Source organism: Bacteroidota bacterium (assembly GCA_016713925.1).
Lineage (GTDB): Bacteria > Bacteroidota > Bacteroidia > AKYH767-A > OLB10 > JAJTFW01.
The window spans coordinates 973685-994039 of record JADJOH010000007.1; the positions used below are offsets into that span (position 1 = coordinate 973685).

At 40.1% G+C, this 20355-nt stretch carries 17 protein-coding genes and 1 pseudogene; 4 read left to right on the plus strand and 14 right to left on the minus strand.

The window, feature by feature from the left end; translation table 11 throughout:
• Positions 1-10 precede the first annotated feature (10 nt).
• From mnmA to truA, 3 genes are all read right to left on the minus strand, one after another.
• Entirely contained in the window at positions 11-1117 is a 1107-nt protein-coding gene (gene mnmA, locus IPJ86_12305; GenBank protein ID MBK7888032.1) for a tRNA 2-thiouridine(34) synthase MnmA, read from the minus strand.
• Positions 1118-1194: 77 nt separating this feature from the next.
• Positions 1195-2970, minus strand: a complete 1776-nt coding sequence (locus tag IPJ86_12310; protein ID MBK7888033.1) for an ABC transporter ATP-binding protein — start codon at positions 2968-2970, stop codon at positions 1195-1197.
• Positions 2967-3737 (minus strand): tRNA pseudouridine(38-40) synthase TruA, encoded by a 771-nt coding sequence (gene truA, locus IPJ86_12315; protein ID MBK7888034.1) that lies wholly within the window; start codon positions 3735-3737, stop codon positions 2967-2969. Before truA ends, IPJ86_12310 begins: the two co-directional genes overlap by 4 nt.
• 109 nt (positions 3738-3846) lie before the next feature.
• Here truA and IPJ86_12320 point away from each other — a divergent pair, with 109 nt between their 5' ends.
• Complete coding sequence (locus IPJ86_12320) at positions 3847-4686, plus strand: glycosyltransferase family 2 protein (protein MBK7888035.1); 840 nt, start codon at positions 3847-3849, stop codon at positions 4684-4686.
• Here the strand turns inward: IPJ86_12320 and IPJ86_12325 are convergent, their stop codons facing one another.
• The 5 genes from IPJ86_12325 to IPJ86_12345 form a co-directional block, all read right to left on the minus strand.
• A complete protein-coding gene (locus IPJ86_12325; GenBank protein ID MBK7888036.1) occupies positions 4687-5451 on the minus strand; it encodes a triose-phosphate isomerase in 765 nt (254 codons plus the stop codon).
• Between the two features lie 51 nt (positions 5452-5502).
• Positions 5503-7038: a right-handed parallel beta-helix repeat-containing protein gene (locus IPJ86_12330; protein ID MBK7888037.1), complete on the minus strand. Its 1536-nt coding sequence runs from the start codon at positions 7036-7038 to the stop codon at positions 5503-5505.
• A 113-nt stretch (positions 7039-7151) separates the two neighbouring features.
• Positions 7152-9194 carry an LruC domain-containing protein gene (locus tag IPJ86_12335; protein ID MBK7888038.1) on the minus strand — a complete coding sequence of 681 codons (2043 nt, stop codon included), beginning with the start codon at positions 9192-9194 and terminating at the stop codon, positions 7152-7154.
• A gap of 133 nt (positions 9195-9327) precedes the next feature.
• Positions 9328-10521, minus strand: coding sequence for a glycosyltransferase family 2 protein (locus IPJ86_12340; protein MBK7888039.1), 1194 nt, complete (start codon positions 10519-10521; stop codon positions 9328-9330).
• Complete coding sequence (locus IPJ86_12345) at positions 10518-11165, minus strand: acyltransferase (GenBank protein MBK7888040.1); 648 nt, start codon at positions 11163-11165, stop codon at positions 10518-10520. The genes IPJ86_12340 and IPJ86_12345 overlap by 4 nt, the downstream gene beginning before the upstream one ends.
• 127 nt (positions 11166-11292) lie before the next feature.
• Between IPJ86_12345 and IPJ86_12350 the strand changes: the two are divergent.
• The 3 genes and pseudogenes from IPJ86_12350 (at position 11293) to IPJ86_12360 (ending at position 13289) form a co-directional block, all read left to right on the plus strand.
• Positions 11293-12508, plus strand: a pseudogene (locus IPJ86_12350) (glycosyltransferase).
• A gap of 11 nt (positions 12509-12519) precedes the next feature.
• Complete coding sequence (locus IPJ86_12355; GenBank protein ID MBK7888041.1) at positions 12520-13002, plus strand: methyltransferase domain-containing protein; 483 nt, start codon at positions 12520-12522, stop codon at positions 13000-13002.
• The gene (locus tag IPJ86_12360; GenBank protein ID MBK7888042.1) at positions 12999-13289 is read left to right on the plus strand and encodes a hypothetical protein; all 291 of its coding nucleotides are present in this window, start codon (positions 12999-13001) and stop codon (positions 13287-13289) included. The genes IPJ86_12355 and IPJ86_12360 overlap by 4 nt, the downstream gene beginning before the upstream one ends.
• Before the next feature lie 24 nt (positions 13290-13313).
• Here the strand turns inward: IPJ86_12360 and IPJ86_12365 are convergent, their stop codons facing one another.
• Genes IPJ86_12365 through IPJ86_12390 form a run of 6 tightly spaced genes read right to left on the minus strand, consistent with a single transcriptional unit; the run spans position 13314 to position 20337 of the window.
• Entirely contained in the window at positions 13314-14507 is a 1194-nt protein-coding gene (locus IPJ86_12365) for a glycosyltransferase family 4 protein (protein MBK7888043.1), read from the minus strand.
• A 39-nt stretch (positions 14508-14546) separates the two neighbouring features.
• Positions 14547-15440: a glycosyltransferase gene (locus tag IPJ86_12370; protein MBK7888044.1), complete on the minus strand. Its 894-nt coding sequence runs from the start codon at positions 15438-15440 to the stop codon at positions 14547-14549.
• 11 nt (positions 15441-15451) lie between these two features.
• Positions 15452-16636: a glycosyltransferase gene (locus tag IPJ86_12375; GenBank protein ID MBK7888045.1), complete on the minus strand. Its 1185-nt coding sequence runs from the start codon at positions 16634-16636 to the stop codon at positions 15452-15454.
• A 6-nt stretch (positions 16637-16642) separates the two neighbouring features.
• Entirely contained in the window at positions 16643-17560 is a 918-nt protein-coding gene (locus IPJ86_12380; GenBank protein MBK7888046.1) for a glycosyltransferase family 2 protein, read from the minus strand.
• Positions 17514-18998, minus strand: a complete 1485-nt coding sequence (locus IPJ86_12385; GenBank protein ID MBK7888047.1) for an O-antigen ligase family protein — start codon at positions 18996-18998, stop codon at positions 17514-17516. Before IPJ86_12385 ends, IPJ86_12380 begins: the two co-directional genes overlap by 47 nt.
• On the minus strand, positions 18979-20337 hold the full coding sequence (locus tag IPJ86_12390; GenBank protein ID MBK7888048.1) for an oligosaccharide flippase family protein: 1359 nt from the start codon (positions 20335-20337) through the stop codon (positions 18979-18981). Before IPJ86_12390 ends, IPJ86_12385 begins: the two co-directional genes overlap by 20 nt.
• Positions 20338-20355: the final 18 nt, after the last annotated feature.

Sequence of the window (20355 nt, forward strand, 5' to 3'; positions counted from 1 at the left end):
TATTCATGAATTAGTTCAAAGATTTTTTGGTCAATTCAATGAATCCTCCGCCAACTACATCGTCGTTTTCGTAGAACACAGCACTTTGCCCGGGGGCAACCGCCTTTACAGGAGAATAGAACCCTACTTCAATACGTGATCCATGCTGGGTCACATTTCCCATGGTACCCGGATCTTTATAACGGATCTTTGTCAATACTTCAAGGTCATCAGGAAGCTGATCATATTTGACCAGATTTACATCTCTCACCCACATTTTCTGCTGCTCCAGATCTTCGATATCTCCAAGTACAACTGTATTTGAATCTGGAATGATCTCGGTAACATACAAGGCAGAACCCACTGCGATATCAAGTCCTTTCCGCTGTCCGATGGTGTAAAAAGGGTACCCTCGGTGTTTGCCAAGGATATTTCCGTTCTTGTCAATAAATGAACCTCCTTCCAGTTTATCTTCCAGATCCGGAACCCGGTGCTTCAGGAAGGACCGATAGTCGTTGTCAGGGATGAAGCAAATTTCATAACTCTCACTTTTATTCGCGAGATCGTGCAAACCCATATCACGGGCCATTTGCCGGATCACACTCTTCTCATAACCCCCAATAGGAAAGAGTGTGCGGGAGAGGCATTCCTGCGTCACACCCCATAAAACATAACTCTGATCTTTACCGGGATCCAATCCTCTGGAAATCACAAAACGTCCATTTTCTTCTCTTACTTTCGCATAATGTCCGGTGGCGATATGATCACATTTTAACATATCCGCTCTTTTTAAAAGTGCTTCCCATTTGATATGCGTATTGCACATGACACAAGGATTCGGTGTTCGACCTGCCAGGTATTCATCTACAAAATTGTCAATCACCGATTCTCCAAATTCTTCCCGTATATCCAGAATATAATGAGGAAACCCATATTGGACAGCAATACTTCGTGCATCATTGATGGAGTCGAGGCTACAGCATCCGGTTTCCTTTCCGTTTTTTCCGGCTCCGGCATAGTCCCAGGTTTTCATGGTTATTCCTACCACCTCATAACCCGCCTGATGTAAAAGTATGGCAGCAACGGAACTGTCGATCCCTCCGCTCATGGCCATTAATACTCTCTTTTTAGTAGTCATAACTACTTGCAAATATAGGCAAAAAGAAATGTATGCTCAATGTAAAGTATTGATAGTGTATGGTTTAAAATTTACGGCTAGTTGTTCAGTGTATTAAATTGAATTTCAAATAGTTTTTTATAATGGCCGCTTTTCTCCAATAGCTCTTTATGTGAACCGCTTTCCATGATCTCCCCATGATCCATGACCATAATTTTATGAGCGTTTTGTATGGTTGCTAATCGATGCGCAATGACAATAGAAGTCCTTTTTGAAGTGATGTTTTCCGTTGCTTTAGTAATAAGGTCTTCCGTTTCAGAATCTACATTGGCAGTGGCTTCATCCAGGATTAAGATGGAAGGATTGTAGGCATAAGCTCTGATAAATGAAATGAGTTGTCGCTGACCGGTCGATAATACACTACCGCGTTCCTGGACGACGAAATGATATTTTTCAGGCAATTGCTCTATAAAAGCAGAAGCGCCCAGTTTAATGGCTGCCTCGTGCACTTGTTTTTCTGATATTGAACTATTGTAGAGTGTAATGTTGTTCATTACCGAATCTGAAAAGAGGAACACATCCTGTAGCACCATACCGATATGTTTTCGTAACAGATGAAGTTTGTATTCTTTGATGTTTACATGGTCAATCAAAATCTCTCCTTTGCTGACTTCGTAAAACCGGTTGAGCAGATTGATAATGGAAGATTTTCCTGCTCCTGTGGCACCCACCAGGGCGATGATTTCTCCGGGTAAGATTTTAAAACTTATTCCCTTCAAGACCCAATTGGCTTCCTCCGGTTTTTCCTTATCAAAATCATAGGCAAACCAAACATCTTTAAACTCAATATAACCTTGTATTTTTTCCGGGGCGCGTTTTCCTTCATCTACTGTTACTTCTTCTTCATCCAGCACTTTGAAAATGCGTTCTGAACTCACCATTCCCATTTGTAAGGTATTGAACTTATCAGCCAGCTCCCGTATAGGCCGGAAGAGCATATTGATGTACATGATAAAGGCGATGAGATTTCCAAAGGTGACTTCTTCTCTGATTACGCCTCCCGCTCCCCACCAAACAATTAATCCAATGGAAACTGCTGAAAGTATTTCTACCACAGGGAAGAAAATAGAATAATACCAAACCGAACGATTATTCGCTTTACGATGCAGGTGATTGATGGCTTTGAACTTGCTTAATTCTTCTTCCTGCCTCCCAAAAACCTGCACCATTCTCATTCCGGTAAGATGCTCCTGTACAAAGGTGTTGAGGGCCGCTACCTGCGTACGAACTTCACCAAAAGTTTCCTTGATTTTATTCTTAAAAATATTGGTCGCGATAAAGAGCAATGGAATGGTAGAAAGACTGATCAACGCCAATCTCCAGTCCACGATAAACATAACGGTGATGATGACTGTCAATTGAAGGAAGTCGCCTATAATGATAATTAATCCTTCCGAAAAAATATCGGCAACCGTTTCCATATCTGATACACTTCTGGTCACGCTGGTGCCTATGGGCGTTTTATCGAAGAAACGCAAATTGAAACTTTGCATTTTTTCAAAGAGCGTATTTCTGAGATCCCGAATGACTTTTTGTCCCAGAAGATTGGTGTTCCACGAATGAAAAAATTGTAAAAAGGATTGCAGGATCAGGACGCCAATCATGCCCATACTCATCCATATGATTCCCTTAACATTTTCGCCGGCGATATAATGATCCAGTATTTGTTGCGTCATTAATGGTCTTACCGGACCCAATAAGGAGAGTGCAATGGTCAGCAAAAGTGCCGACCTGAAAATCTTCTTGTAGGGCGACGCATATCGGAATATCCTTTTTAATAAATTACCATCAAAGGCTTTTCCGGCTGTACTCATTTGTTAAAAGGGAATACACGTTTTCCATTGAAATAGGGGTACGATACTTCCTCTAAAAAGAGTCCTTGCGGTGGTACTGCCTGACCTGCTTGCTTCCGGTCTCCACTACGTAGTATATCCGCAAACTCCTGCTCACTGATTTTTCCCATTCCCACTTCCAAAAAGGTGCCCACCATAGCTCTCACCATCCCTCTAAGGAAACGGTTAGACGTAACAGTGAAACGAAGCCATTTCCCTTCCTTTATCCATCGACATTCCTGAATATGACAGTTGTTGGTAAGTTGCTGTCCACCGCTTTTGCTGAAACAGGAAAAGTCTTCGCGATCAAGGCAAAGACGCGCTGCATTATTCATTATTTCAATATCCGGCTGAAGGTGTTGAAACCAGCCATACTCGTAGAGAAAAGCATCCGGCTCCTGTAAGATATAGTAGCTGTAGGATCTCTGTGTGGCATCAAACCGCGCATGTGCCTCACGACTTACATGAATAAGTTCAAAAACCCGGATATCGGCGGGAAGGACTGCATTTAACTGAATGGTGATGTGGGCCGGATCTTTCAGTTCTTCTATTAAATCAAAGTGGGCAAAGAATTGAGTTGCATGGACTCCGGTATCTGTCCGGCCACTACCAACTGTTTCAACATCTTGCCTGCAAATGGTCTTTAAAGCCTTGTTCAACCGCTCCTGAACGGTATCTGCATTCGGCTGCAATTGCCATCCATGGAAATGTGTTCCCTTATAGGAGAGATGAGCGAAATACCGGGGCATGCACAAAGATAGTCAGTACAAAAGACAAATAGATTGTAATAAAGGCTGAAACTTCGAACATTTCTTTTCGTATTAACCACTAGTTTGTAATCAAATAAATAGCTGCAGTATGTATCAACCATGGATGCCGAAATGGGTAAAACAACATTACATTAGTTATAATTCCGTAGATGATATTCCGGTGGAAATCATTGAGAGAATTAAAGATGGTTTTTCCCGTCAGAATTCAAAAAATCCTCTGGTGAGTATTGTAGTAATTGCTTACAATGAAGAGAAAACGATTTTAAAATCACTTTCTTCACTGGCGGCCTTGAATACGGAATATCCCGTGGAAGTCATTGTAGCCAATAATAACTCCACCGACCGTACGCAGGAAATTTTGGACCGCTGCGGTGTTAAATCGGTTTTTCAGCCCTTGCAAGGTGTAGGATATGCCAGAGATGCGGGTTTACAAATGGCAAAAGGAAAGTATCATTTATGCGCTGATGCCGATAGTATTTATCCTCCGGATTGGGTACATCAGATGATTGCACCTATGGAGCAGGGAGAAGCTATTTGTACGTATGGTCGTGTCTCCTTCCTTCCTGACGGTAACATGTCGAGATTCAGTCTCGCATGCTATGAGTTCTTTAAAGATATCGCCATTGGTCTGCGTGCTATTAACCGTCCGGAATTAGTTGCCGGTGGAACAAGTCTTGCCTTCTATACCAGAATGGGAAAACAAATCGGCTGGAGAACGGATGTGAGAAGGGGAGAGGATGGCCAAATGGTTTTAGCCATGAAACGTTTTGGAAACGTGAAAATGATTAAATCGGGAAGTTCAAGAATCTGGACTACTGCGCGAACATTAGATATGGATGGTCAGCTGCATCAAATGATCTGGAAAAGGGTGAGAAAGGAAATATCGCGCTTGCATTTTTACTTCACCACTTCAAAGCAAAACGCCTGATCAGGGTAGTGATTTAATAATATTGACAAAACTTCTGGATTTCAGAGAAGCGCCACCGATTAAACCTCCATCAACATCTTTGAGCGCGAAGAGTTCCTTTGCATTTTGATCATTACAACTTCCTCCATATAGAATAGATGTATTTTCTGCGATGACGGCTCCATATTTTTTTTCAATCAACTGACGAATATAGGCATGCATTTCCTGCGCCTGTTCTGCAGAAGCGGTCAGACCCGTGCCAATGGCCCATACCGGCTCATAGGCGATAATACATTTTTCAAAGTCAGGTGCGTCTAAATGAAATATCCCTTCGTTCAATTGATTTTCTATCACCTCAAAATGCTTCTTATTGTTTCTATCCTCCAGCTGTTCACCAATGCAATACACAGGATGCAGGAGATGTTTAATAGCCGAATCAATTTTTTCAGAGAGCAAGGTATTTGTTTCACCAAAATATGCTCTTCTTTCCGAATGACCGATCAAAACATAATGGCACCCCATTGATTTAAGCATGCCGGCAGATACTTCACCTGTGAAAGCACCCGACTCTTTATTGGAGCAGTTTTGCGCACCTATGGCAATACGATGATCGGAAGAGGTGAGTTGAGTAATGGCACCAATGTAAATGTTCGACGGAAACAATATGACTTTTACAGGGTGAGTCACTTCATCGGAAAGCATTCCTGTGATCTCGGAAACCAGAGCTTGTGCTTCCCCACGGTTTAAATTCATTTTCCAATTACCTGCAACGATTTTAACAGCCATATGTCATCCGGACTTTTGAGGCTATAAAGATACTCAATAATACATTGTAAACTATCGTTCGCTGACTGAAATTCTGACGATCGAATTGTCCATACGTTTCTTGATTTGAATGAAGTTCAAACCACTTTTTAATTCTGAAACCTGTATGATTTTGTATTGTGTCCCTACCGTAAAGTAATTGCGATCCAACTGCTTTATTTTTTTACCGGTATGATCCACCAGAATAAATTCAATCCATCCTTCCACCGGATTTTGAAAACTTATGGTCGTTTTGTCTGCGCCGGACACCGGATTAGGGTAGGCCACATCCTGAGTAGTAGAGTTCGAATAAATTTCGCGTTCAAATGAAGACTCATGTGGTCCGATGTCTATTGCGGTCCCTTGTAGTCTTGTGTGATCTTCAAAGTCGTTTAGCAAATTTTTAAATGGTAAAAGTTGTCCTGCATCAATTAATAACGATCCGGCCTCGATCCGGTAATCGTCCTTGTCAAAATCATGAAATCGTAATAGACTCAGGTCCGTTGTGGTGAAATTAGATCCTAAGGTTATTTTTTCTCCAACAATATTTATATACCCTTCTTCTAAATTACCGGCAGATAGATCTGATTTTAAAATGACATTGTTTACTATAAAATTCTTTTTCTTACCCTTATGACTTAGAAACCGTATTCCTTCTGTTCGCGCATTTAAGATGAGGTTGTTAAAGATGTAAAAGTACATACCGGATATGGCTGATTTTTCATCGATATACATTCCGTATTTTCCGCTGGATAAGTTATTATTTTTTCCGGGTCGGAGAATTTTATTATTATAGATGTAAATGTCGCCCAATCCATTCGTAAATATTCCTGAACCTTCACCATCCTTTATTTCATTGTTATAAATTTCACCGGTCGACCCTTCTCCGAGGATGATGCCGGTCATTTGCCAATCTGTTTTTGACTGACTATCATAACGGATCAAATTATGGTGAATCCTTGTGTTGATGGCAGAGCTAACCTGAATACCATCCCATCCTGTATATTCAACAATGTTATTATAGACTTCAACGTTCCTGAGTAAGGGCGGTAAGATGGTTACGGCGGTGTTGTTACATTGAATGACCTGCCCGTTATAAAACGAACTTCCTATATACATTCCTTCCGTGCCGGTATGATGGACGTAACAGTCATGAATGGAGGTGTTTTCCTGAATGAAACTGCTTCGGAGAAATCCACAGAAAGGTTCTGTCTTTGCTACAATTCCTGAATATTGCGAGTAACCGACTTCAACACCTTCTACTTCTACAAAGGAGGTATAATCACCAATACTCAATCCGCTCCCGACTTTATTGAAGATACGAATTCCGTATTTGACAGGTGCACTTCCTTTTCCACTAAGTTTTAAATGGGAGGATCGCCGTATAGAAATTCCAAAATAATGATCGCTGTTGATTTCCACTTCTCCCTGACTGTTACAAATGATTATAGGTTTTTCCGGAGAACCATTGATGTTTTTTAAGATGATAAATGGTCTGATACCGGGTAAAAGTAATATGGTATCTCCGATGAAGTGTTGAAAATGGATATAGATTTCCGTCAATAACATTTTTTAGCGAGTCTGCAGCAATTGTTTTTTGAGCCTTACTCGTATGAGTTAGCAGGAAGAATGCGCTGATGAGGTGGATGCGGATAAAAAGATTCTTCATAAATAGTATTGATTTACCTGATTAAAATTTTCGTGGGGTCCCTGAAACCGGGCTCATTGCTATACCAGTTATTGTATAATGTTCCTCCGGATTGAGACCAATCTGCGAATTTCAAATAGGCATCCATGATCTGGGCCTTTTCAATCACAATTCCATATTCTCCAGGGATATTTATGCACCAGGGCAAGTTCCTGTCTGATTTATAATAGCGTCCCATGGCTTGGTTCGTTCGGTCCTGGCCGGTATTGAACAAAGCAGGATCAGCTAAATCAGTGGGTTCATAATTGGCCATGTGAATTTCATAACCTCTTCTTTTATTGGAGATGAGAAAGGGATTGTAAGGAGCCGTGCCCAATGTGGCAGGCGAAATACCTGATATAAATCGAATGGCTAAACGAATGGTATCACTGGCAACAACCGGCGATCCCGGTTCAGTATTGATATAATATCCTGCAGGACGTAGTGCAAGTGCTGTAGAATTATCGAATACCACCACTACGGCATTTGTTTGTCCGGCTTCGGTACCATTTCCATTTACATTGATGATATTTTCAGTAAGTATAGGTCCATTGACACTTTCAATAAATGAAGGTGGTATCGGAAGTTCAATTCCAAACCCATGTTGAAATGAACCTCCGGCTGCTTTTACAAATATTTTGGATTGAATTTGTATGACTTCATTGTTTGCATTTCGGATCGAATTCATCCGGTAGCCAATGAGTAAATCATTCATATCATAATCTCCTCTGAAAGGCCATAAATCTTCGAAGGCGAGATATCCAAATGTGTTTGCACTTGGATAATAATCATTATAAGCGAGATCAATATCAAAGGGATATTCATCGTACAGGTCATCTACTCCGTCGCCATCCGTATCGTTCGGGTTGGACGTCGGATTAACGCGGTTAGTGGAAATAGCGGCAGATGGATTGGTGGTGACATAGAACAATGCATCATTAAAATCATCATCACTTCCTGCACCACGATGGAGATCTTCAAAGGCTATTATCATTTTTTCTTCAACAGCATCCCATAGTAATACATTATGACTGCGTAAGGTCGCTGAAGCTTCCGGATTTAAATCATCATTGGAATAGTATTGTCCATTTCCATTTCCTACTTGTGCAGAGTTGATGGAGAAGGCATCGGCCAGAAGAACAAAGCCAATCATACTATCAGGGCCGCATGTTCCTAAATGAACTTTATCTCCACTCACCAGGCCACCACCGGAGTTTTGGTAAGATAGATTAGGGAATACAATATGAATGTTCGTGATGTCGCTGGTTGAAGCGGGTGGATTGTTTTTATGGTATTTATAATAGCCAATGGTGTTCCTGTAACCCGCACCTTCATGTACAAATGTCATCCAGACATCTGCTGTTTGAGTAATTTCAAGATTGCTTGCTGTATTTATAGCAATATATTCCGGATGTGATATGGGTACAGGCTGTCTTTCAGGTAATGAATAATTGATGCGTGAAAGCAACGCTGAACTTACGATATCCCGAACAGGTTCCATATAATTTGGTACACCTTGATTATTCCAGGTACCTAAATACATTTTATTAGGAATGGATGAAGTCCTGTTCGCAGAAGTAGAATATCCATTACCGATAGTAGTGATATCCTTAAATAGTACTTTTTGTGGATTACTTCCTCCCAGTGTCAGTTGGATATGGTTATTGTTTACGGTAACAACAGCATTATTGGTAATACCTATATAATCGGTATTAATGATAAACTGATTTAATGTTTTAAGGGCCTTGAACTTTCCGGAAATAATTCCGGCGGAATTTGTAGCACCTCTGTAAAGCACTTTGCCATTATTTTCAGGTAGATCAGTCATAATGTCCACCACCACTTTTGAAAGTGGACCATCAGTGTTGTTTTTCAACCGGATTTCAAAGGTCACTTCCCTGTCAAGGTTAAAATTAAATCCGGAAGGCACCAATAGCTCATTCATATCAGTTACCTGTGTAGCTGAAACATCGGGTGCCTGATACTTATCAATTTCTTTAACACAAGAGGTAAAACTTAAGATAAGAAGGCCTGTCACAATTCCGTAAAACAGACACTTCAGTGGTTTAGATTGCATATACAATGGAAGGACTTAATCCGTACCAATTATACAGCTAGATGAATAACGAAAAATAAATTTCTATCCGATTTCTTACAAATGGCAGAAAATATCACATCACCTCTTCGTTTATCATAATTTTCCGCTCTGAACGCTCCCAGACTGCTGATTGACTTCCTTTCATGAACCGTAAAAATCCGGCAATTGCAGCATAATTCATAAGCAGAAAATAGTAAGGGATGAAAAATACTTTAAACCGGAGTTCTCTCATTTCAAAGTGCCTTCCAAATGCAGCCAGAAGATAGAATGATACGTGAAGAAAGAGTACGGAAGCATAAAATGTATCATTGATAGCAAGAAAAATATTCAGAGGGATGGCCAGCAATAAAAAAAGAGGAGCCAAAGTCCATCGGAGTACCCTATGGGATATATATTGAAAAGTAAGAACAGGGTGACTGAAGAAATTAAACAAACTTTTTAAGCGGCTCATTGCCTGCCATCCACCGGCGCAAATTCTAATCTTTCTTTTAAGTTCTTCATGACTATTAGCCGATGCCGTTTCTGTAGCTGTTGCTGTAGGATCATACAAAACTCTATATCCGGCTTGAGTAATGCGGAGTGATAGTACAAAATCGTCGAGGATGGTATCTTCCTCAAGAGGTTTGTAGAGATGTCGACGAAAGGAAAACAATTCTCCGGCAGCTCCAACAATAGTGAGTAGTCTTGCATCAAACCGCTTTAACATGGACTCATACTTCCAGTAAAATCCCTCTCCGGCCCCGGCAGCATTTTCTTTCCCGGTTTGCATAATTCTTTTTTCGCCACTGACTCCGCCCACAACAGGATTAATATAATGCTTAACCAGTGACCTTACCGCATGGACGGGAAGTAAAGTATTGGCATCCGAAAATATTACTATCTCTCCATTAGCATGAGACACGGATCTGTTCTCAGCGGCTGATTTGCCCTTTCTGACAGGACTATGCAACACTTCTATTTCAGGATATTCTTCCAATAATATTTCCGAGCCATCGGAAGAGCCATCCGTTATAAATATAAGTTGAATTTTGCTTCTTGGGTAATCTAAATTCAGACAATTGGTCACTTTATCCCTTAAAATATCCATTTCATTAAAGCAGGGTACGATAAAGCTTACCGTCGGTTCAAAATGCGGATTGATGATTTCTCTGTCCTTTCTGAACATTTCTCTTATTTTCACCAGGCCGAACAGCACAATTCCATAGCCGAAATAGGCGTAGAAAATTACAGTAAGAAAGAGCCAGAATAAAATTTCGGGGAAGGTCATATAGCAATTTTTAATGGTGATACGGGATTTTCAAATTTTTCCCATTTTGAGGTTATTGGATTGTACTGCTTAAGTATTTTAGCGGGGTTTCCTGCAACTATAGTGAAATCGGGTACGCTTTTAGTAACGATGCTTCCGGCTGCAACAACAACATGTTTACCGATTTTTACTCCCGCTGTTATGACAGCGTTTGCTCCGATCCAACTATCATTTCCGATTGTAACTTCTGCTGTTGTACACGGCTGTAAACGAATTGGAGTACGAATATCTTCATAACCATGATTCAATGCAGAGATCACTACATTTTGAGCGATGATAACATTATCGCCTATTCGAAGTGGACCAATTAATACATTGCTTATTCCAATTCTGCTACCTGATCCAATATGCACAGCACCCATTCCATTATTCACAACAGCGAAATCTTCGATAGTGGAATTATTTCCCAATGAAAATTTATTGAAGGGAAGCACATCCATTCGTGTACGCTGGCATATCCTTGACCCTTTTCCCTTATTATGGACGAAGGGGTTGATCAGCCACTGCACCCACCATCTCGGTCTTGCCTGATTTTTAGGCATGAGCAGACGAAGACCCAGTTTTTTTAAGGACGGATTTCGTTTTATGTTATCAACCACTGACATTATTACCTGTTTCTTCGATTTTACGGGATATTTTATAAAATGTTCTCCCTCTTTCGATAAGAAAATTGCAAAAAAATGCAGTAACGATTTAAAATGCAATCCGTAGAATGATCAAGATGCGGAACCAATGATTAAAGATCAGGATATAGTAATAGTAGGACTTCAACCCTGGGATATTCCCATAGGAAGTAACTGTATAAATATTGCAAAGGAACTTTCTAAATATAATCGTGTCCTCTATGTGAATCCACCTTTAGACAGGAGTACCTATATAAAAGGGCGAAATGATGAAAGGGTAAAGCGTCGTATTGAAGTGGTACGAGGCAAAAAGGATGGCTTGACAAGGGTTTCAGAAAATTTATGGACGTTGTATCCAAAACAATTGGCAGAGTCAATCAATTGGATTAACAATTCCTCAATGTTTCACTGGTTAAACAAAATTAACAACCGTCGTTTTTCCAGTGATATTCGTTCTGCCATGAATAGAATTCGTATGCGTCGTTTTATTCTCTTCAATGATCAATCGATGATTCGTAGTTTTCATTTGAAAGAGATGTTAAAACCGGAGCTGTTCATTTATTATATAAGAGACAATTTGAGCTCCATCCCTTATTTTCAAAAGCATGCATTGGATTTAGAAGAAAAATTGATTGCCGAAGCAGATATCGTCGCAACTAATTCCGACTATCTGGCCACCTACGCAAGAAAGTTCAATCCTGCTGCTGAAATGGTAGGTCAAGGTTGTGACTTTACACTTTATGCTGATGCTGCCGAAATTCCTTTTGCCAAGGAGTTAATAGATATGAAGGGACCTATTATTGGATACACCGGCTTTTTAACCTCAATTCGACTTGACATAGGCGTTCTGGAACGTGTTGCGGAAAATCGTCCGGATTGGCAGATAGTGCTGGTAGGACCGGAGGATGATGCCTTTAAAAATTCCGCCCTGCACAAGATGAACAATGTTCATTTTCTGGGAAATAAATCACCGGAGAATTTGCCCTCTTACATAAAAAAGTTTTGATGTAGCTATTAATCCGCAAGTGGTGAATGCTGTTACCATGGGCAATTATCCTCGTAAAATTGATGAGTATCTCGCATTGGGCAAACCGGTGGTGGCCACTTATACACCATTTATGGAGTACTTTAAAGATTACACCTATCTCGCGAAATCGGCAGCCGAATTTGAACCATTGATTGCAAAAGCTTTAGAGGATAATCGAGAAGATTTGGAAAAATCACGGAGATCATTTGCTTTGACGCATACCTGGGAAGCCAACGTTGAAGCAATTAGTAAACTGATAGAACAAAAAGAATTAATTGACGTAAAAACACATTACTAAAAAATAAATGTATGTCTAATAAAAAAATTAATGTCGGTCAATTCACCGAATTTACGGAGATTGTTGATATAAAACGATTGAATTTTATTGCTGAAATTATCCAAACATATTGTCATTCCGGTGCAAAGATTCTGGATATTGGATGCGGTAATGGAAATATTGCAAGGGGAATTGGAAGTTTGGGTTATCAGGTTACGGGCATCGACTTTAGTGCGAATGCTATAAATTATGCCAAATCAAAGAATACACTTCCTAATGTGAATTTTAAGGTTTGTAGCGCTGAAGAAGTGACCGATGGTGATCAGTTTGATGCTATTATATGTAGCGAAGTACTGGAACATTTACATCATCCGGAGGGATTAATGAATACTATATCAGAAATCCTTCGTCCGGGGGCTATTTTTATTGCTAGTGTACCGAACGGAGTAGGACCAAGGAATTGCTTATCACCCGTCCGGTGCAACGGTTGTCAAAAGGGTGGATGGGAAATATGATTTCCAATTCAAAAAAGATGTTGGGTTATAGTAATAGCACTGTGCAAAGTCAGTCGGAAGATTTGACCCATGTACAGTTTTTTACACGACAGGCCATTACCAATCTGATCAGCAAACATGGATTTGATTTATTACAGTTTGGACATTCCAATTGCATAGAAAAGGTTTTCCCTTATTCCATGTTGACACGCAATGTAAAATTACTTTCCAAATTTGATAATACAGTTGTTGATTATTTGCCATCAGTTATGGCAAGCGGTTTCAATACTGCCTGGAGAAAGTACTAATAATAAATAAATCGAATTGTAAGGTCAGCTTGTAAATGCAGGCTGGCCTTCGCTTTTTGAGAGATTTGGTGTTTTGGAAAGCGCAGGCTTAAGAAGAGTCGAGTACAGTTGTAACAATTTTTCGGTGGAAGAATGCCAATTAAAATTTCTAACCCGCTCCAAACCCCTTTGAGTATACATCCATCTAAGCTTCTCGTCTTTATATAATTTCAAAATGGCATCCGCAATATTTTCAGGTGAAGCAGGATTAGCCAATAGTGCACTTCCTCCGGCAATTTCCGGCATTGCCGAACAATCAGAAGTAATCACTGGAGTACCGCAAGCCATCGCTTCAAGCAGAGGTATCCCGAAACTTTCACGTAAGGAGGGATAGAGATAAATTAAAGCTCTGTTGTACAAATCCGGCATTTCAGAATTATGGACGTAGTTGGTCAGATGAATTTCCGACTTCAAACCACTCAGTTGATGATTTTTCAGAAGTTGATTTAGAACACCTGATGATAAATCTGTGATAACTAGTTTAATTTTACTATCACTCTTTCTTTTGAAAATGTCAAAAGCCTTCAGTACATTGATGGTGTTTTTTTTTGGGTCCGTATTACCGTGAAATAGAATATAGGGTTCACGGGGAAGTTTGTAGTGAAGCGCGGATGTTAATGTTTGCGCTATTGGTTTCAACATGAAATGCGAAGAAACAGCATTATAAATGCAACAGACCTTTCCAATTAATTCAGGGGAGAAGTTTTCAATTGTTCGTTGTTCAGAAGCGGAAACAGTAACCAGCATTTCCGCCTTTTTGATGACTATGGGTACAACTTGTCTTCTATACCATTTCCCAATCTTTTGATAGATGGATCCGCCAAAGGAACATTCATTATTCTCCAGATAAATAATATCATGTAGTGTGATTAATCTTTTACAGGATAGAAATAGGGGAGAAGTGTTTCCCGTAGAGTGTAAAAGATCGAGTTGATAGGCGAAGGAAAGTATTGGTAAAATTACCTGCTCCATAAAGGGACTTGGCAGACGAGGTAATCTGATAATCTTAAAATTTTCACTTTCCTGAATTAAAAAATGATCCGGACCATGAAAGCAGAATAAATAGTAGGTATTGATTTTATCTAAAGATTGAAGCTTCTTTATTTGTTCGATGGCCACAATATCCATCCCATGTTTATGGTTACGAAAAATCCTGAACGCCTCAATACCTATTCTCATTTTTGTGATTTCACTAGGCTACTGCTCTGATTTCCGGAATTAGAGATTTGTAAAGAATTTCATTGTTTTTAGCATTCCAATAGGCAAGCCTTCCCAAAGTGATGGTAATGTATAGATGTCGAATGTGTTTAAGACTTCAGGAATATCAGTACGGAAGGGATGAAAAGTGACCATGTCGCTAATCCCCATTTGACTTACCATTTCCATGCTTTCTTTTTTCAAATCCCCATCTCCAATGAACAAGAACTGTATATCCCTTGTAGATTTCGACACTTCGGCTATAGCCTTGATCAATGTAAAAGGGTCTTTTTGTACAGTCATCCGGACTAAATAACCCACAACAGTTTTTCCCGGCTGTATTTTTAATTCATCTCTCAGATCCTTTAATTTACGTTGGGGATCGAATTTTTCCAGATTGATTCCATAGTTAATCACACGACTTCTCTTCATGTTGAAACGCTGAAGTCCATCCTGTTGATTGGAACGGGAAACACTGATGGTGACATCTACATTATCTGTCAGAAATTTTTCTGAAAGTTCTCTTACCTGTCGGACATGAAAAGCCTGATCCTGATGAAACGACCAGCCATGTACAGTATATACAATTGGGATTCCCATCGATTTTGCCGGAAAAATAGTGTTACTTAATGATCTCGTTCCGTGAGCATGCAGAATATCTATTTCCTCTTTTCGGATGATGTTTTTAACAGCCTTGTACGTGGTGATATTGAATGGCTTTAATGTTTCAACGACATAAGTCTTGATGTTCAATTTTCGAAGCTCATCTACCATGGGGCCATGTGTGAAGGAAAGGACCACCGGCTCAAACTGGTCTTTGTTGAGATTACGTACCAAATCCAGGACATGCGATTCGCCACCTCCAATTTGTCCTTGTCGGATGGTTTCAAGAATTTTGATTTTATGACTATTCATGAATTAGGGAATTAAATGGTAGTTTTTTCGAATGATGCTGAATGAGGTGTATGTATGAATTTTTTATTCGCTCCTTTTATTTGCAGAAGAGCTCCAAACATGACTAAAATTGTTTTCGGTAAACTGAGGATGGCCTGTATCATACCCATGTTCCAGTAGGAGCGGGGTATGGCAATCGCATAGGCTAAAAAGTACGAGAGCAATAGAACAAACCAGGCGGTAGCACCCGGCAAGAGATTAGTAAAAAGGAGATTCAAACTACCCATAATAGCCAGCACACCAATTAAAATAACTTTTGGAACGAGTGCATAATGCATTACTTTATTGGCATAATCAAATCGACCAATGAGTAGATTTAATAATCCCTTTAGCCAATATTTCTTCAAGTAGACGAATTGTGCTGCTACCCATCTGGTGCGTTGATTGGCAAACACCTCCGATTTCTGGACCTTTTCATCCAAAACATAAGCATCATCCAGATAAATGATTTTATGATTATCGGCAATCAAAGTCATTTCAAGTTCTTTGTCAAATCCGCCAACGGCCTCAATTTCTGACATCACTTGCTTGAGGTAGAGAAAGGAAAATGCCATGCCACTTCCAATTACGGAGGAGGATAGTCCTACGGCCACCTGCCCTTTGCGCATAATGTGATTATTGGCTTCTTCACTGATTGCATCCAGTATGGCATATTGGGTATTTTTATTTTTTGCCGTCCGATGCCCCTGAATGGCATAGCAACCTGAAACAGCAGCATTGTTGATCTTTTCCAGAAAACCCTGCGACATGATGTTGTCTGCATCGAGGATAACAGCAAAATCATACGACTTGGTTATTCTTCTAAATGCCTCATTTAATGCTTTTGCTTTAGTGCTTACTTCAAAAGCAACTTCAAGTAATTGAATGGGAAGTTTTTTTAAGTCATTGATGGTGTCCTCCTGAAGAGAATCCGCTATAACATAAACATCGTAAAAATGAGAAGGGTAATTTTGAAGTAAGGCTTGCCTGGCAGAATTTACAATAACGGCATCTTCTTTATAGGAGGGTATTAGGACTGCTATTTTCTTGAACTTATCATTATTTGAAAATGTTTTGCGCTTATAAAAATGACCGGCTACGGAGAAGAAAAATGTATAAGCCACTGTGATGAAACATAAGGCAAATAGTAGTAAGGAGATGAAGTGAAGTACAGCCATTTGATTTTATATTAAGGATTCATTTCGGTGTATATCTTTTGCATGTAAATTCCAAAGTATGCCTTTCCAAAAAGCCTTTAGCATATCGGTTTTACCTTTGATTACATACTGTAGCGTGTTCTTTGGTATAGATACAATCATAAAAAATAAAATGCTTACAAAAAGCTGAATACCTTTCACATTTCTTCGCTGAAAGAGCAGGCGATTTCTGGTAAGATAATACGTTTTTAAAGTGCTTCCTTTCCCGGTAGAAATAGATTCTTTATGATAGACCGTAGACTTTGCTTCATACCAAATGGAATAGCGGGCTCTTTTGATTCTTTCACAATAATCCATTTCTTCATAATAAAGGAAAAATAAATCTGCCATCAGACCGATTTCTTCAACTACTTTTCTGGATATCATCATGGCGGCTCCATGCGCCCTGCTGGTGGGCATAGAGGTATTGAAACTGCCATCATCCTTTTGGCCGTTTCCAATGGCTGTGCCACGTCCTGTATAGGGGTTAATTGGATTAAAACCGGCAAATTGAATAATCCCCGGGCTATGATGAAAGATGATTTTTGGTGAAACCGCTCCAATGGATGGGTCTTCTTCCATTCGCTTTACCATTGGTTCCAGAAAGCCGGTGTCCACTTCTGTATCATTGTTTAGCAGAAGCAGATACTTGCCTCGTGCTTCCATTAATCCTAAATTATTTCCACCTGCAAAGCCTAAGTTTTCCTTACTCCTGATGAAAGTGATCCAGGGATGTTCATTGGCAATGAGTGAGGGATCTTCTTTGGAAGCATTGTCAACAATGATGACTTCAATATTTGGATATGAAATCTTCTTCAGAGATTCAAGCATGGCGCAGGTCACCCTGGCACCATTGTAATTAATGCTGATGATCGATACTAAGGGGTAATGGGAATTCGGATTCATTCGTTTTATTTAACGAACGTTTTCTTACAAAGGTTTCTCCCAGAAACATATAAACAAGGCTTAAATAGATGACCGAACCGGTTGGAAATTGTCCGAAGATCTGGTTTCCATAACTCGCAAAACATATTCCGAAGAAACCACCATATAATGCGGCCAGCTTAAATTTCAGTTCGGGATCTTTTAGCTTAAACAGGAAGATGAATCGGTTTCCGAGAAGGAACAGTAGCATTCCAATGTAAATCGTTAATCCGATGATTCCGCTCTCCGCCCAAATTTTAACATACCAACTGTCGAGAGGGGTGGTCGCTAAAAATGTCCCGGGACTAAAGCGCTGTCCCCACGAACCCGCAGAGCCGATTCCTCCTCCAATGGGTCGGGAAGCCAGATATACTTTCAGTTTCTGCTGGTTTTCCAATCGTGCCATTAATGATGCATCATTGGGGTCGAGTCCGGTTCGCATGCGTCGTATCTGATCATTCTGCTGACCAATATTGGTGTACTTCAACATGCCAAATGCAAGTGCACCGAATATGATCCCGGGAAGGATGATCTTCATATTATTACTCACTAAAAAATAAATGGCAAATCCGGTGATGGCAACAAACATTGCACCTCTAGTCCCGGAAATGGCCATCCCGTATAAACTGAGCAGGCAAGTGAGAATATAAAAGTACTTTCTCCTTTTGGTTTTGGTTGGACCCATTGCCAATATTCCTGCTACTACACTGGTATGTGCCTGCGCTGCTCCGAATTGTCCGGCATCAGAGTAAAAGGAGAATACACGCAATTTTCCGAAAAGTATATGTGTTTTACGTGCCCCGGATTCCAACCAACGTTCCTCGGCGAAGTCAGGTCCAAGTAGAAGTTGTTTGATGCCCCAAAATGTTGCAAAGAGGGATAATCCAAACCAAATATTGATGAACGTATCCAGATCCTCTTCTTTATATAACAGAATCAACGCTAACGGTATAGTGGATACGAAATACAGGGAAACACCACGTGCTGCATAGAACCATGCCTCAAAACTCCGGGCTTCAGGATTTACAATTTCGAAAACGGTATAAGCAAACCAAATCAGAACAGCTGTCATCAACGGACTCTTAATGCCAGGCGATTCCAGATCTTCCTTCGTTCTGAAAAGCAATCCTAATGCTGTTATCAGCAGAATAATATCTACCCCTAAGCCAAAAGGACCATCAATATATCTGGTAATTCCATTTGCAAAAAAACTAAATACAAACATCGACCATAAGCCGATTCGTGGTTTGGCGATTATTAAACCCACAAAGACTAACCCGATGGGCATCGCTGCCAGACCAATCATCGTGGCCATTCCACCCTTCATGAAAACAATAGCAAGCACCACTGCCAGTAAAAACAGCAGAACGGCTTTTAAAACTTCTTTAGCCCTTATTCGATCAGGATGTAGTATTACCAACCCTCAGTGATTTGAAACGCTCGAGAAGGGGTTGCAGAATATGTTTCATTGTAGTGAATCCGGTTTTAAGGGTTTCTTTTATACTATGATTCAGATACTTTTTCAGGAAGTAATTCCCGAAAATAACTCCCGTCAGGAATGTGAGGATTGATACGGCAGCAATACTTCCAATGTTTCCAAAATAGGTAATAGCTATTATATCACCGGTAACATTTACAATTAGCATGAGAATAACTTTCAGGAAATTCAAATAAGGCTTCCCGATAATGTCAAGAGTGATTCCACTGAAACGATCCAGAGGAAGAAATGCAGCATAAACCGCCAGAATTCGTAGAATATAGGCGGACTCTGCATATTGTTCACCACCCAGCAGTACCACGAGTGAATCTGCAAATAATATACTAGCTACGATAATGGGTAATATTAACAAAGAAAGCAATCCCGTGTACCTGTAAAAGGCCGTCTTGAGTTCCGCTTTTTGTTCTACTGACTTGAACTTCGATAGCACAGGCATCGCGGAAGCAGCAAAGCTACGGAGCAGGATTTCGATCACTTCAATCAACTTTAAGGGGATACTGTAGGAGGCGAGATCTTTTGCGCTCAGCATAAAACCGATGATCAATGTATCAGAACTTCGTAGCAGATTAGATCCCATCAAAGTTCCCATACTGAATTTGCCAAAATTGAAAAGATCCTTCATCATCTTTTTAGTGGCAAATTTTACGGTGCTTATCATGGACCATCCTGCCCAAAGGGAAAGACTACTGGGTAATAATCCGGATATAATAAAACTGCCCAATACGATATCCACTGAGCTCCGCTCAGTAATTAACGCAAGAAGTATGCAGGTGATAAAGCTGAGTTGATTCAGTAATCGGATATAAAGAACTTTTTCAAATGATGATTTGGCTTGTAATAACCATGCTGCATAATTGAAGGGGAGCGTAGTGATGGCGGCAAGCCAGTACCATGTCAGAAATAAACCAAATCCCTCGTTCGTAACCAGATGGCCGAAAAAGATATCAGTGATCAGTGTAAGTATTGAAATGATGAGAGTAGTAATAATAGAGATCAGCCAGCCGGATCCTGATACCACCTTGAACTGATCATTTTCAGAAGATGCGGCAAAGCGAATTAATGAAGTATGAATAATACCGGCTCTCAGCAAATCTGCAAAAATATAGGCCGTCATAAACATAAACCAGGCACCCATATCTTCCTTTGTTAACAAACGAGCTACAAGAGCAATACTTCCAAAGCCAAGTATGGCATTGGTAATATTTCCTGCAAGCGATAATGTATGCTTGTTTTTGATGAAGTTACCCAGTAATTTTTTCAAAATTCCATTTTCTATTGT